General features: G+C 42.4%; 11 protein-coding genes. 6 read left to right on the forward strand and 5 right to left on the reverse strand.

Translation table 11 applies throughout. The features are described from left to right. Nucleotides 1-102: 102 nt before the first annotated feature. A complete protein-coding gene (locus AB3G73_RS20080) occupies nucleotides 103-867 on the reverse strand; it encodes a DeoR/GlpR family DNA-binding transcription regulator (protein ID WP_065537542.1) in 765 nt (254 codons plus the stop codon). A gap of 216 nt (nucleotides 868-1,083) precedes the next feature. On the opposite strand from AB3G73_RS20080, the gene AB3G73_RS20085 reads away from it, so the two are divergent. From AB3G73_RS20085 to AB3G73_RS20105, 5 genes are all read left to right on the forward strand, one after another. Then, nucleotides 1,084-2,655: a glycerol-3-phosphate dehydrogenase/oxidase gene (locus tag AB3G73_RS20085; RefSeq protein WP_367745501.1), complete on the forward strand. Its 1,572-nt coding sequence runs from the start codon at nucleotides 1,084-1,086 to the stop codon at nucleotides 2,653-2,655. Between the two features lie 39 nt (nucleotides 2,656-2,694). Further along, entirely contained in the window at nucleotides 2,695-3,600 is a 906-nt protein-coding gene (locus tag AB3G73_RS20090) for a glycerophosphodiester phosphodiesterase family protein (protein WP_322019809.1), read from the forward strand. Nucleotides 3,601-3,683: 83 nt separating this feature from the next. Continuing rightward, complete coding sequence (locus tag AB3G73_RS20095; RefSeq protein ID WP_367745721.1) at nucleotides 3,684-5,024, forward strand: sn-glycerol-1-phosphate dehydrogenase; 1,341 nt, start codon at nucleotides 3,684-3,686, stop codon at nucleotides 5,022-5,024. A gap of 12 nt (nucleotides 5,025-5,036) precedes the next feature. Further along, the gene (locus AB3G73_RS20100; RefSeq protein WP_322019810.1) at nucleotides 5,037-6,314 is read left to right on the forward strand and encodes an MFS transporter; all 1,278 of its coding nucleotides are present in this window, start codon (nucleotides 5,037-5,039) and stop codon (nucleotides 6,312-6,314) included. Then, nucleotides 6,301-7,167 carry an HAD-IIA family hydrolase gene (locus AB3G73_RS20105; protein WP_322019811.1) on the forward strand — a complete coding sequence of 289 codons (867 nt, stop codon included), beginning with the start codon at nucleotides 6,301-6,303 and terminating at the stop codon, nucleotides 7,165-7,167. Before AB3G73_RS20100 ends, AB3G73_RS20105 begins: the two co-directional genes overlap by 14 nt. 553 nt (nucleotides 7,168-7,720) lie before the next feature. Here the strand turns inward: AB3G73_RS20105 and AB3G73_RS20110 are convergent. Continuing rightward, nucleotides 7,721-10,027: a beta-N-acetylhexosaminidase gene (locus tag AB3G73_RS20110; RefSeq protein ID WP_367745502.1), complete on the reverse strand. Its 2,307-nt coding sequence runs from the start codon at nucleotides 10,025-10,027 to the stop codon at nucleotides 7,721-7,723. Nucleotides 10,028-10,263: 236 nt separating this feature from the next. Between AB3G73_RS20110 and AB3G73_RS20115 the strand changes: the two genes are divergently transcribed. Further along, a complete protein-coding gene (locus AB3G73_RS20115; RefSeq protein ID WP_367745503.1) occupies nucleotides 10,264-11,355 on the forward strand; it encodes an SGNH/GDSL hydrolase family protein in 1,092 nt (363 codons plus the stop codon). A 75-nt stretch (nucleotides 11,356-11,430) separates the two neighbouring features. On the opposite strand, the gene AB3G73_RS20120 is transcribed toward AB3G73_RS20115, so the two are convergent. Genes AB3G73_RS20120 through AB3G73_RS20130 form a run of 3 tightly spaced genes read right to left on the reverse strand, consistent with a single transcriptional unit; the run spans nucleotide 11,431 to nucleotide 15,357 of the window. Then, complete coding sequence (locus AB3G73_RS20120; RefSeq protein ID WP_322019814.1) at nucleotides 11,431-13,734, reverse strand: DUF5689 domain-containing protein; 2,304 nt, start codon at nucleotides 13,732-13,734, stop codon at nucleotides 11,431-11,433. Between the two features lie 45 nt (nucleotides 13,735-13,779). Beyond that, nucleotides 13,780-14,478, reverse strand: coding sequence for a BACON domain-containing carbohydrate-binding protein (locus AB3G73_RS20125; protein WP_322019815.1), 699 nt, complete (start codon nucleotides 14,476-14,478; stop codon nucleotides 13,780-13,782). Between the two features lie 39 nt (nucleotides 14,479-14,517). Next, entirely contained in the window at nucleotides 14,518-15,357 is an 840-nt protein-coding gene (locus tag AB3G73_RS20130; RefSeq protein ID WP_367745504.1) for an endonuclease/exonuclease/phosphatase family protein, read from the reverse strand. Between the last annotated feature and the right edge of the window lies 1 nt (nucleotide 15,358).

Consider the following 15,358-nt stretch of genomic DNA (forward strand, 5'->3'; position numbering starts at 1 on the left):
GATGGACTCGGTAACGAGTCCATCTTTTTTTGTATTATCCGGATACTTATAGTTTTCTAAAGATAACTTTAGTAGGATAATTCTTTGGGTGATATAACTGTTTTAAACAATGATAAGTTCTATGCCCATTTCTTCAATCGCTTGTGCCATTGACTGGGAAATGCCGGAATCTGTGATAATCACATCTATGCAGTCTAAACTACAGATTTTGCCGAACCCGCGTCGTCCGAATTTAGAAGAATCTGCCAGGATGATGGTGCGTAATGACGCTTCTATCATTTTCTTATTAAGAACGGCTTCTTCGATATTAGAGTTTGTGATTCCGTATTCAAGATCGATACCGTCTACCCCCAAAAAGAGTTTTGAACAAGTGATTTGTTCAAAGAATAAAGAAGTGTAGTCGCCAATGACGGAAAAAGAGTTCTTACGTACTATTCCGCCAAGCTGAATCACTTCTATATTATTAATTGTATTTAATAATAAGGAGGTCTTCAAGGAAGCTGTAACTACGGTTAGGTGATTGATAGGAGTGATATGCTCGGCAAATGTATGTACCGTAGAACCGGAAGCGATAATAATCGAATCGTTTTCTTCTATCAATTTGGCTGCGGCAGTGGCGATTCTTTTCTTTTCTTCTTTTCGAAGCTTTTCTTTTTCGTGCACATCAATATCTGATGTCAGTGGGTTGACCGGACTTGCACTTCCATGAGTACGGTAGAGAAGTTTTTTTTCTTCCAGATGTTTTAAGTCCTTTCGGATAGTTACAGGGGTAACTTCTAGCTCTTTAGCGATTTCGTTGACTTTGATGAAGCCGTTTTTTGCTAAACTTTCAAGAATATACTTATGTCTTTCTGCAATACTTGTCATAATTCCCAATTTTTATCACAAAGATAAACTAAATATTAATATGTGGCAAATAAAAAGAAGAAAAGTTTCATTCTATGATGTAAAACTTCCGTTTTAGATATAAAATAGTCTTCTAACGAAAAATAATTTGCTTTTTATATTGGATGATATTTCTTTTTGTGTATTTTTGCAGGGCTGATTTATAGATAAAGAAAGAAAACGAAATAATAATAGGAGATGAAACGAAGTGATTTGCTTGAGAGGATGCTCAATTGGAAATGTGAATGCGATATCCTGGTGATCGGTGGCGGAGCTACCGGATTAGGGGCTGCCGTAGATGCAGCCTCCAGAGGGTACAGGGTGATTCTACTGGAACAGCATGATTTTGCTAAAGGTACTTCTTGTCGCAGTACGAAACTGGTACATGGAGGGGTTCGTTATTTAGCACAGGGAGATGTTTCTATGGTGGTTGAAGCATTACATGAACGTGGGCGTATGAGGCTCAATGCTCCTCATCTGGTGAAAGATATGCGTTTTATAATAGGTAATTATCGCTGGTGGGAAAAGCCTTTCTATGCGATAGGATTAACTTGTTATGATTTGCTGGCAGGACGCAAGACGTTGGGACGTTCATTGCCGATGCTGAAGCGATCTGTGTTGAAAGAAATACCTTCTTTAAAACATGAAGGATTGAGGGGCGGAGTGGTATATCACGACGGGCAGTTTGATGATTCGCGCATGGCTATCACATTGGCACTCACCGCTATTGATAAAGGCGGAGTGTGCTTGAACTATATAAAGGTGGATTGTTTGCTGAAAGATGCCACCGGAAGAATAAATGGAGTGCATGCCGTCGACACGCTTGATGGAAAGGAGTATCAGATAAAATCGAAAGTGGTGGTAAATGCTACCGGAGTTTTTGTGGATGATGTGATGAAGATGGATGAGTGCGATATTCGAAGGAAAGTACGTCCTAGTCAGGGAGTGCACCTGGTGGTTGATCATAAATTCTTGGGTGGTCGCTCGGCACTAATGATACCTAAAACGAAAGATGGGCGTGTTCTTTTTGGAGTTCCCTGGCATGGAAAGGTGGTGCTTGGCACAACGGATACTCCTTTGAATGAAGCTTCTTTGGAACCGAGAGCGTTGGAAGAAGAAGTTGATTTTATATTAGATCAGGCCGGGCAGTATTTAGACCGAAAGCCAACTCGTGCCGATGTACTTTCGATTTTTGCCGGTTTGCGTCCATTGGCAGTGCCAACACATGCTGATTCGAAGAAAACAAAAGAAATCTCACGGAATCATAAAATTTATCGTTCGAAATCGGGACTTCTGACAATTACCGGAGGAAAGTGGACTACTTATCGTGCAATGGCTGAAGATGTCATTAATCAGGCTATTGCGATAGGCGGATTGTCTCCTGCGGAATGTGTGACGAAGAATTTGAGAGTTCATGGATATACCAAAGAGGCGTTTGATGAGAATGATTGGAATTATGTGTATGGCAGTGACGCGGATAAAATACAAAAGATGATAGAAAAAGAGCCTTCTTTTGCTGAAAAGTTGTATGAAGGTTATACTTTTACAGCGGCTCATGTGGTGTGGGCAGTTCGCGAAGAGTTTGCGCAGAATATAGAAGATGTGTTGGCCCGCCGTGTGAGAATGCTTTTTCTGGATGCTCGTGCTGCTCTGAAGATAGCTCCGAAAGTAGCATCCGTATTGGCTACGGAACTGGGAAAAGACGAAGCTTGGGAACAAGAGCAGATAGCCGATTTTAACCGGTTGGCAAGAGGATATATCTTGAACTAGAAGAAAAAATACTTTAGTGTTGTTTGTAAATAAATGCTTATGAAAAGTTGTATGATTTTGCAGAGAGGACTCGTAGCCTCATTCATGTTTTTTCTGTTGTCGGGAATACAGTCTGTGTCGGCGCAGGAAAAACTACATCTGTTAAAGTTCGATGATGTTTCACAGTTGAGGGATTTCTTTAAATATACGGGAGATGGCTCAATCATCGTTAGCGGACATCGTGGTGGATACGAAGAAGGGTATTCGGAAAATTGTATTGAAGGTTTGGAAAATGTGCTGAAGCAGATGCCGGCTTTCTTTGAAATTGACCCTCGTCTGACAAAAGACAGTGTGGTTGTATTGATGCATGATGCTACTTTGGATCGTACAACAACAGGAACGGGGAAAGTCTGCGATTATACTTGGAAAGAATTGCAGAAGCTTCGCCTGAAAGATCATTCGGGAAAAGTGACCGACTGCAAGATTCCTACCCTGGAAGAAGTAATAAAATGGAGTAGAGGTAAAACAATTATAAACCTTGATAAGAAAGATGTGCCGATGGCTATGATTGCGGCTTTAATCAAAAAACATAAGGCAGAGGGACATGTGATGCTGACAGTGCATACCGGTGCTCAAGCCAGATATTATTATGACCGTTTCCCAACGATTATGATGTCCGCTTTCGCCCGTAATATGAAAGAGTTTGAAGACTTGTCGATATCAGGTGTGCCATGGGAAAATATGATTGCTTATGTAGGGCATAGTATAACACCTGAAAATAAGAAAATAGTTGAAATGCTCCATGCCCGTGGCGTGCGTTGTATGATTAGTGTGGCGCCTACGCATGACAGACTGTCTTCGAAAGAAGAACGGGCTTCAAAATATAGGGAAGAGATTAATAAGAAACCGGATATTATAGAATCTGATATACCGACAGAAGTATGGACAGTTTTGCAATCTCGATAGATTGTTGCCCTGATATGGTGCAACGTCTGTTTACTATAGTGAAGGAAAATCCGGTTAGTGAACTAACAATTAATACTGTGAAAATGTCAAAAGTAGAACAGGCTTTGAAAGCGGCGAATGAGACACGTGCTCTTCGTATAGGAAGTGGAATATTAAATGAAGTAGCCGGACTGTTTAAGGAACAGTTTGCAGGTAAAAAAGCGATAGTGGTAGCTGATACTACAACATATCGCGTAGTAGGTGAAAAAGTAGAGGCGGAGTTGCGTAATGCGAATATTGAATTATTGCCGTCTTTTGTTTTTACTGATTCCGATTTGTATGCAGAATATTCGTATGTCGACCGTTTGGTCGAATCGTTGAAAGTGCATGATGCCATTCCGGTGGCTGTCGGTTCCGGTACAATTAATGATTTGACGAAATTGGCTTCTCATCTGATTGGAAGAAGATATATGTGCGTGGCTACTGCTGCTTCCATGGACGGGTATACGGCATTTGGCGCTTCCATTACTGCCAATGGAGCAAAGCAGACTTTTAGTTGTCCGGCACCACAAGCTGTACTGGCTGATATTGAAATTATAAAAAGAGCTCCCGGGCCGATGACAGCGTCGGGATATGCTGATCTGTTTGCAAAAGTGACCGCTGGTGCCGACTGGATTCTGGCCGATTGGATGGGAGTGGAAGATATTGATGAAAAAGCATGGATGATTGTGCAAGATGGACTGCATGATGCACTCTCGAATCCTGAAGGTGCACTGGCCGGGGATGAAAAAGCGGTGTCGCAGCTTATTGAGGGATTGATGCTGGGAGGCTTTGCCATGCAATGGTCTAAATCGAGCCGTCCGGCTTCAGGAGCGGAACACCAGTTTAGCCACCTTTGGAATATGGAACATCATTTGCATCATGGCGAGCATATTTCCCATGGTTTCCAGGTGAGTATAGGTATGCTGGCCATCACGGCATTTTACGAACAGGTGCTGAACACTCCCTTGGAGAAACTGGATGTAGAAGCATGTTGCGCGGCATGGCCCGAACCGGATCTTGCAGAGAAGGTAGCCCTTGATATGTTTGCCGGTACTGATTTCCCGAATATAGGTTTGCAGGAAACGAAAGCAAAATACGTGACGCGGGAACAGTTGGCTGTTCAGTTGCGACAATTAAAAGAATACTGGCCTGAAATTCGTGAGCGTCTATCCAAACAATTAATTCCTTATAAAGAGGTTAAGCAATGTTTGCGACAGGTAGGTGCTCCCACAGAACCCGAACAAATAGGTATTACACGAAAACGCCTGCGTGAAACGTTTGTCCGTGCGCAGTTTATTCGTCGTCGTTTTACAGTTCTCGATTTGGCTGTCCGGATAGGATACATGGAAAAGTGGTTGGATGGCCTGTTTGGTAAAGGTAAAATATGGGAAATAACAGATTAAATACGGCAGAAGATGGAATTACAAGGAATGGCGCCCGAGGTGGCAAAGAAATTTAAATACTGGCAGACGCGGACGATCATAGCAAGTATGATAGGCTATGCTCTGTTTTATTTTGTTCGTAAAAACTTGAGTATTGCAATGCCTGCCATGCAAGATGATTTGGGGATAACCAAGGGTGATTTGGGACTATTCCTTACTTTGCACGGTTTGCTATACGGGGTTTCCAAGTTTGCAAACGGCTTTGTTGGCGATCGGGTGAATGCCCGTTATTTTATGGTGACCGGGTTGGTTCTCTCTGCAGCATGTAATATTTGGTTTGGGTTTAGTTCTGCTGTGGTGATGTTTGGAATTGTGTGGATGTTGAACGGGTGGTTTCAGGGAATGGGATTCCCTCCCTGTGCCCGTTTATTGACGCATTGGATTCCTCCGACTCAACTGGCTACAAAGATGTCAGTATGGAATACGTCCCATTCAGTTGGTGCGGGTCTGGTAGTGATTGTCTGTGGATATATTGTCAGTCTGGGATGGCGCTGGTGTTTCTGGTTTCCTTCCATTATTGCTTTGGTGGGTGCGGTTGGCCTATGGTTTGCTTTGCGCGATACGCCTCGTTCGGTAGGACTTCCGGAGCTTAACTCCAAAAAAGGTGTAGAAGAGAAAGAAGATACTTCTGCCGAGTTTAAGCAATTCGTGCGTAAGAATGTTTTTGGTAACCCGGCGATTTGGGTACTGGCTATTGCCAACTTTTTTGTGTATATCGTGCGTTATGCTGTGCTTGACTGGGGGCCGACTCTTTTGGGAGAGTGGAAAGGAGTCTCTATTCATCATGCAGGTTGGATGGTTGCTGCTTTTGAAATATCCGGAATCGTGGGGATGCTGGTGGCCGGTTGGGCAACCGATCGTTTCTTTGGTGGACGTGGGCCACGGGTTTGTGTGATTTGTATGGCATTGGCTACGGTGTTCGTTGCTTTATTCTGGGGCATATCCCAGCCTCCTATGTGGCTTGCCACGCTTTTGCTGGGAGCTGCGGGATTTTGTATCTATGGTCCGCAAGCCCTGGTCGGCATTGCTGCGGCTAATATAGCTACCAAGAAAGCGGCGGCTACGGCAGTCGGATTTACGGGATTGTTCGGATATGCTAGTACGTTGGTTTCCGGTTGGGGGTTAGGATTGTTGGCTCAACATTATGGTTGGAATATTGCTGTTGGTGCATTAATTCTGATTGCTATTATGGGAACTTTGATATTTATGGCCGCATGGTCGGCGAAAGCGAATGGGTATGATAATGATTAATGAGGTAGAAAATAAATTGGGTGTAGAGCTTATGGAGCGTATTCGTCGCATAAAACATATTGCTTTGGATATGGACGGAACGATTTATAACGGAAACACCTTATTCCCTTTTACGATTGCTTTTTTGGATAAAATGAAGGATTTGGGAATTGGTTATTCATTTCTGACGAATAATCCTTCGAGGAGTACGAATGATTATCTCCGGCATTTATCCGGTATGGGCATTAAAGCTACAAAAGATGAATTTTATACATCGGCTCAGGCAACAATAGATTATATACGGATACATCACCCGGAATGTAAGCGGCTTTTCTTGTTGGGTACTCCCAGTATGATAACAGAGTTTGAAGAAGCCGGATTTGAGTCTACGGAGGATAACGCTGATGATGAACCGGATGCAGTAGTGGTCAGTTTTGATATGTCGCTGATTTACTCACGTTTGTGTCGTGCTGCGTGGTGGATTAATCAGAAGAAACTCTATATTGCCACTAATCCGGATCGTGTATGTCCTACGGATAAACCTTTAGTATTGGTAGATTGTGGCTCTATCTGTTCCAGTTTGGAATATGCTACGGGGCGGGAGCCGGATGTAGTGATTGGGAAACCTGATCCGCGAATGTTGAACGGAATCATGGAACGTCATAACTTACAGGCTGACCAAGTAGCTATGGTAGGTGATCGTATTTATACCGATATATTGATGGCGCAAAAAGCAAATGCTCTCGGAGTATTGGTGCTTTCCGGTGAAACGACGTATGAGACAGCTATTGCTGTTCATCCTAATCCGGATTTGATTTTACGTGATCTGGCAGCGTTCCAGCAAATGATTTTATTAGCTCATGAAGTAGATTAGTGCATGAAAATGCAATAGTATATTTATTATTAGTTGTGTTTTTGATAGGTATGATGTTACGGGCAATTCTACTGCCCGTAACATTTTTTTTAGTCAAAACCAATCTTGTTTCCTATCGATGCAGAAATGAGTCAAAGATACTCTCGCTGACAATAACTCGTCAATATGCAGCTTTTATTTCTTTCTCTTGCTTATATTATTTTTTCAATTGCCTAACAAGTTTTCGTTTGACTATAGTCAAGCGATAGTTCAACATATGTCAAGCGTTCGTTCAACTATAGTCAAACGAAAATTTGTTAGGTAATGCAATAGCTATCACTAGGTAAGTGATTGCTTAAAAGTAACTAGGAAACTTTTTAGTAATAATAAGCTCATAACGTATCGGTTATGAGGAAACTCTAAATAAAAGATTAGGCACAGATTGCACGGATTAACACGGTTGCTTTGCGTAATCATTGCATTAAAACCGTGAAATCCGTGTAATCCGTGCCTAAAATATATTCCTTATCGTTCGGGAAGGAATCAAGCAAATGAATCCTGTCAGTGAGTTAAATCATTTGTTCTTATAATGAGTCGCACAGTTCAGACCGTAAAATTGCCATCTTTTGAACTGATATTGAAGTCTGTCTAAATAATCTTCCCAATTCTTATGCTCTGGGCTACTCCATCCTATCTCGGCAACGGCATTGGCACGTGGATATGCCATGTACTCCACTTGCTCCGGAGTTTTCATATATTCTGTCCAGACATTGGCCTGTACGCCAATTATGTGTCCTGCTTCTTCTTTTGTCAATTCTTTGGGGATGGGGTTGTATCCATACGTCCATTCAAGTGAACATATCCGTCCGTTTGCCAATGGAGACGTTTCCATACTTGCTTGATAATGGTCGAGATATACATAAGTGTTGGGAGTCATAATGACCGGATGACCTGATTTGGCGGCTGTAATTCCTCCGGCGATTCCCCGCCATGACATAAGTGCAGCATTGGGCGCTATTCCGCCTTCCAGGATTTCGTCCCAGCCGATCAGCTTTTTCCCGTTTTTATTCAGGAATTTCTCTACTCTCCTGATAACATAACTCTGCAGTTCATGTTCATCTTTTAATTTCAGTTCTTTTATTTTGGATTGGCATTTCGGGCAGGATTTCCAACGTGTTTTAGGACATTCGTCTCCTCCTATATGTACATATTCTCCAGGGAACAGCTTAAAGACTTCCTGTAACACATCTTCGATGAAAGGATAGATGTTCTCATTGCCGGCGCAAAGCACGTCGTCATAGATTCCCCATCTTGTCCCTACTTCATAAGGGCCTCCCGTGCATCCCAGTTCAGGATAAGTGGCCAATGCGGCGAGCATGTGTCCCGGAAGGTCAACTTCGGGAATGATCGTGATATAACGTTCTTTGGCATAAGCTACTATCTCTTTGATTTCTTCTTGCGTGTAAAATCCTCCATAAGGGGTTCCGTCATATATTCCCGGAGTGGTGGCAGAATACCGGTTGATGATTGTTTCTTTGCGCATAGAGCCTATTTCCGTCAACTTCGGATGTTTCTTGATTTCTATTCTCCATCCCTGATCTTCTGTCAGATGCCAATGAAAGCGGTTCATTTTCTGCATAGACATTAAATCTATGTACTTTTTGATAAAAGAAACAGGGTATAAATGACGCCCTACGTCTAAGTGTAATCCCCGGTGTTCAAATTGCGGTGTATCTGTGATGTTTGCCGCCGGGATGCTCCATGAGTCTTTGTATACTGTCGTGTTGGAGTAGATTTCTGCAGGAAGTAATTGTAATAGAGATTGTATGGCGTAGAAGAATCCGGCTTCTTTATTCGCCAGTACCTGTATATATTCAGATGAAATATTTATTTTGTAGCCTTCATTTCCTAATGCAGAGTCGTTGGCACGATCGAAAATCACATAGTTGCCGGAATGCTTTTGAGTGCTATTCTGTACCTTTACAGGTAATTGTGCAGTCCGTGTTAATCTGTCGGTCAGGAATCGTAAAGGAGCTTCTGCATTTTTGTCTTTTAGTATAATGCGAGTCTCTTTGTTGAATACAAACTTGCCTTGTCCTTTCTCGAGAAACCGTGGTGCAGGGATGATGTTGTACGTGTTTTGAGATTCCGTTCCTACCATATAATCCATTCCGTGAAGGCGGAACACATGCTTCAATACTTTTTTCTCTGTATTGAATGCATTTTTGATATTTGCGTGTAACGTATATTGGGGAGACTTGATATAGTCACTGTTGAAAAACAGACTGGTTTGGCCCATTGGCGATAGAGTAACTTCTTTTTGCTCCGGTTTTAATTGATCGCATTGGGTGATCTGGATATGGAAGGGGATGCTGCTTTTGTTGGTGATGTCAACTACCATCCGGGTGTTATTGTTGATGAGACGGGTACGTATATCCAAAGAAGAATTTATCAACTTCTTCAGCCATCTTTCCTCACCGAAAATGGTATCGTTGAAGAGTTCCACAAAGCAGTGATCTAACAAAGCGTTACGGAGATATCCGTCACTTCTTTCGCGTGCGAAAACAAGAGTGGTTTTAGTCGGCTCTTTGATGTTGTCTAGTATCGACTGGCATTTTGACATCGTATATTTGCTGACGGCTACCATTCCTTTGTTTGCAGCATAGTTGGCCAGTTCTTTGTCGTTGATGAAAATACCGTTTAATCCTTTCTTGAAGGCTCCGTCTATTGCATCTTTGTCTTTGACGGGAGAGTTCAAATCGCATTTTAACAATACGAAGTCAAATAATTCCGGAGTAGATAAACTTTCTTCTTTGTTCTGTGAAAATGTAGATAATGTGATGAAAAGACAGCACATTATACATAGTAGTTTCTTGCTCATACAGGAGTTGTTTTTAAAGGGTTATATAGATTTACTATTTACTTAGGTTTTTATTTGGTTTTCTTTAGTGGCTTATTTGAAGCAAAGATAAAGATAATAGGTTATAAAACGAAACTAATTAAGAGAAATTTTCTTTTTTAATTGCTTTTTCTTGTTGTTTGCTTTTGAATATTATACTTTTGTGTTTCTTTTATTTCATTATTTGCTTTTTATTATAAATACTAATTCTCAAAACTATGACTCAAAAGAAAATAATTGTAATTGTGTTTTTTCTCGTTTACTGCGTTGTGACTACAATGGGGCAGAGTTTGAAATATTATAATGCGGATGATTTCCCGCTTATTGGTAAGATGTCTGACGATACGGAAGGACGTTATGCCCGTTTGCCTCTTTCCTGTAAGGAGAAAAGTAAAAAGTGGGTGTGGGTGTTGGGGCAGGATACACCCGGATTGGCCATACGTTTTGCAACCAATTCAACAATGATTGCTGCCAAATGGACGGCAAAAAGAGATAATAATATGTCGCATATGGCTATGGTGGGCGTGAAAGGGCTTGATCTTTACGTGCTAAAAAATGGAGAATGGCGTTATGTGCGTTGTGCGCGTCCGAAAGGTAAGAAGAATGAAGGCGTTATTATTTCTAATATGAAAGGCGAAATGAATGAGTATATGCTTTACTTGCCGCTTTATGATGGCATTGAAACACTTGAAATTGGAGTAGAAGAAAACGCTCTGATTCGGCAACCGCAAGTGAAATCGCCTGTGACAGAGAGGCCTGTTGTATGCTATGGAACAAGTATCACTCAAGGCGGATGCGCAACGCGTCCGGGTATGGCATATACAAACATTCTTTCTCGTATGCTCAACTGGGAAGTGGTGAATTTGGGCTTTAGCGGATACGGGCATTTAGAATATGAAATAGCCGAACTGATGACACATAGAAATCCTTCTGTCATTGTGATGGATTTTATTCCCAATGTCAGTGCTTCTATGTTGAATGAACGTATTGAAGAATTTATGAATATTATTGAAGACAAAATACCGGGAGTACAGATCTTGTTTATAGAACATGTTCCTTTTCCATTGGCAGAGTTTGATTTGAAAAAAGGGAAATGGGTTGAAGAAAGTAATGCAGCATTACGGAACGTATTTCAGGAGTTGAAAAAGAAAGGGTATCGTAACTTGCATTATTTAAAATCAGAACATTTGCTGGGTGAGGATGGTGAGAGTACAGTTGATGGCGAGCATTTTACGGATTTGGGATTTTATAGGTTCGCAAAGGGGATTTGTCCGGTGGTGAAAAAGCTAATGAGACAAGCAGAAAGATAAGAGGAAAGCCTCTTCGACTACTGTTAAGGTAGAAGAAGAGGCTTCTTTTTAATAAATTCAGACTGGGGGTACGCCCTATTTATTATAACGAATAGCAAAGTAATTCATGGCACTGGTAGCGTCGCCTTTCACTGAAATTGTCGCTCCGGTGTCGACCCAGGAAGCACCGTTGCTAGCCTTGTTGTTCTCCGGCATTAAGCGGATATATACATTTTCCTTGCCCAACAATGTTAACGGTAGTTCCACATCAATGGCCTTGTAGCCCGGACACTGGGATATCAATGTGTTGGCCCATACTACCATATCAGGCACGGTATAGGAAGTGATATAATGCCAATCGGCTTCATTATCCATATCGCCGCTCAATGACCATTCGGCCTTCCAGAAACGAGGTTTGCTCACCTGGTTACCGGCATTATTGCTGACGCTAAGTTGCATAGAGAGATGATTGGAGGAAATGTTCCTGGTAGAGAAGTTCACAATCCAGGCATAACCACGATTGTTTTCCTCATCCCACCAATAAGGATTGGACCAGGCTAACCAGGCACCACCACCGGTATTACCTTTACCGTCAGTGTTGGTGTCTTGGTAGTTTTTCATATAATCTGTTCCATCTTCAAGAATGATACCAAACCCGTTTACATTGCCTCTATTATCTCCAAAAGGTCCTGTTGCACTGTTACCTACAGGGCCAAGGTAAGTGTAATCACTACTTCCATTTCCACGCAAACCGTTGCCGATCTGATGCTTGGTGTAAGTATGACGGAAGCGGCCTCCATCTCCGTAAGTGGAAGGGAAAGAACCATCTTCTTTGTTGATGCCATTAGTGTTGATATAGCGGAATTCGGTAATCAAGCCCGAAAAGCTATTTTTTAAATCATCTGCCATTTTAAAGTCGGCTCTCGACATGTGGCGAATCTGATAACGGCCGATATCGCCTGCTTTCTCTTCATCGATCAATCCGTTTGCTGCTTCCAGGTACTCGAAGCGAGTGAAAAGTTCATGTACGATAACGCCTGACATATTGCCTGAACCGTAGGGTAGACGGGTGCCGTCACGACGATAGAGGCAAGTGGTATTGGTATAGATATACATGCTGTTACCATTGATGTCGCGCATTAGTGTAGCATATTTAGCACAACGGTGAGCGCCACCGGCATTGGCATAACCTTCATTGATCGGAGTCAGGCTACCTTTACGGACAGGAAGTTCGCAATCTTTCAGAGTGACATAGGTGTAGATATCCTCGTCAGTGAGATCTTTTATGTATTTCTCTTTTACGGGTAAGTCGGCTGCAGTGCCTTCGGTAGACGACATAACCATAGAGGATGTTACTCCGGAAATAGTATAGCGTTCGGGGTTTTCCTCCAGAATCACTTTCGTTCCTTTTAGTAGAATCTGAACTTTGCTATATTGTGAGAAAGTGTTGTCATCTACTGTAGGAGTCTCAATGCAGAATCCGTAGCGTCCGTCGAGGCTTTCGATATAAGCGGTCTTTTGTGTGACGGTATAGTCGATTGCATTCTGGGTGGTCTGGGTATTATCACCTACGTTGCCCGAGTTGCGGTCACTTACCACATATCCGGTAATATAAACATCGTCAGTCACTTTCATTCCCTCCGTATCGCCCAAGTTGCGAACATCAATAAACGAAACTTCAACACCCAATTCATCCTTAGCATTTGCTTGCATCAAGAAAAGTTGCTGTTTATTCTCGACTTCCCAACCGTCAATGTAAACCAGGTTGACGGTAGCTGTACGTACTGCGCGTTCGTCAGGATTCGGATCGGTCTGGATGACAAGGAATCCATTCTCGTAAGTGATGTCTCTGACCCATCCGTTTGCTTTGTCGGCTACTGGCATGGTTTCCTCTCCACTGGTATAATCTACACTGATACGGAGATCCTTCATGTCGACATTCATGTCAAGCTCTGCTCTTACTTCGCCTCCATAACCATGTACAGTCATATTAGGCTTAGCCAATTTAAATGTTGGGGTTTTCACACCTTTCTGCTTCAGGTAGATCGTGTCGGAGAGGTTAGCGCCGTTGGCAGTCAGGCAGATTTTCGCCATACGGGGGAATCCGTCGTTGAAATCATACTCAACATGGAGCGTACCGTCGCCCGTGAGATTTCTCTCGGCTACTGTTACCCATTCACCGGTATTGTCTTCGAGTGCAATGTTATAATTTTGGTTCGAATAAACTTTGATGGCCAGGTCGCCTGCATCAGAAGGGAGCGTATAGGTCTTTCCGTCGGCTCCAAATTCTTCAAAATTGGCTTCATCACCATTATCCAGCTCACAGGAGGACAACGAAAGCATGAAAGCTCCTAAAAATGTGACCAGTTGTATTGGTCGGTATTTAATAAATCGTTTCATATTAGAGTCATTGTATTAAACTGATAAACACTAATTCTTTTATTTTCATTCCTTTCCCAGTTGAGTAATTGTAGTGCTGGTTGTCACTACTTTGGGGCTGCCATTAATTGTATTGGCAGGAATTGAAATAGCTAAACGTATCTGGGCAACACGAGGCTCGTAAGTTGGATTGGCTGCCAGTTTGATGTACATATTTCCACTGTCATGGGACACTTCTTCAATCCAGTTTTCTTCGGGGTTTCCGGAGTTGTATGTTACGAGGTATTTGACACGGTGGAGATCGTACTTTAAATTAGTATCGAGCTCCAGGCCAAACTTAGTAGTGGAGGCTGGTATCTCTACTATTGGTTCGTTGATGATGAGGCGGGCGTCACTTGATGAGATTTCGCCGCTCTGCACTAATGTTATCGTGTCGCGAAGATGTTCTTCAGTTTCAAACGCCAGTTGCACTTTACGGTTCACGCCATAGTTGGCGGCGTATGAGAATATGATTTCGCTGTTTTCCTTACCCGAGAGACGGTCGATAGAGGCCCAGTCTACTTTCTCCACGAAGTGGGCATTCCAGTTTTTCGTGGCGTATACTAAGATATGAGTGGTTCCTGTGCCCGAAGATAGAATCAGATTTTTCTGCGTGAAAGCAAGGGGAAGTTCCCATTCAAAATCTTTCTCACAGCTTGTAAGCAGGAAGCTGCATACCGAAACTATGAGTAGGAATGAATAATACAGGTGTTTTTTTCGTATCATAATTGTAAATCGTTTCATTAATTTATAGTAACAGTTTTGTTATTTTCCCCAAGTCATATAAACCGGACGATGGTCGGAATATTTCTTGGTAAAGTCGTCTGTGATAAAGTTTCCTCCGGTGAAAGCAGATTTCAAGTCGGGAGAGATGTAGATGAAGTCAATACGTGTACCGAAATTTTTCTCCGAAAAGTTTTTATCAAGACGCGCCGAATCTATAAAACCGAAATCAAGAATGCGCTGATGCACTGAATAATCGATTTCTCCATTTACAAGATTTTTTAATGCGGGACGCTTCTCTTCTTCTTTACGAAGGCGGTCGGCCAAGCGTCCGTCGCTATATTTCTTGGCATCGACAGGGGATACGGAGTTGAAGTCGCCCATTATGATCCATTTTTCGAATGGTCCATTTTGACGGATGGTTTCGAGAATAAGATCGATGTCAAGTTGGCGACTCTCATAGCGGTGCGGACTAAGGTGCAGCGAAATAATGTGGTATCCATTCACTGTACCCATTACGAATCCATGCCACATGTTATCCTCCACCTTCATAATGTTTACAATAGGGTATTTGGACGTTATGGCAGTGGGGAAACCTTTTTCTTTCTGCAACACGGCATAAGGATGACCATAGGATGCAGCTAATGCTTCAAGTGATTTCTGCGTGAATTTATTGGCTTCCTGCAAACACACGATATCGGGGTTTTGATTGCGCATCCATGTGGCAAATACGGTTTTGCCCGCAGTAGTATCGGCACGCATGCCATACTCTATGTTGTAGGATATGATTTTCATGGCTTGTTTTCCCCGTTTGCCTTTGGCAAACCCAGGCAAAGCCATCATTAATGCGAAGAGCATTATTCCTGTATATTTTAGTTTCATA

This window comes from Bacteroides sp. L008 (genome assembly GCF_040812255.1).
Taxonomy (GTDB): domain Bacteria; phylum Bacteroidota; class Bacteroidia; order Bacteroidales; family Bacteroidaceae; genus Bacteroides; species Bacteroides vicugnae.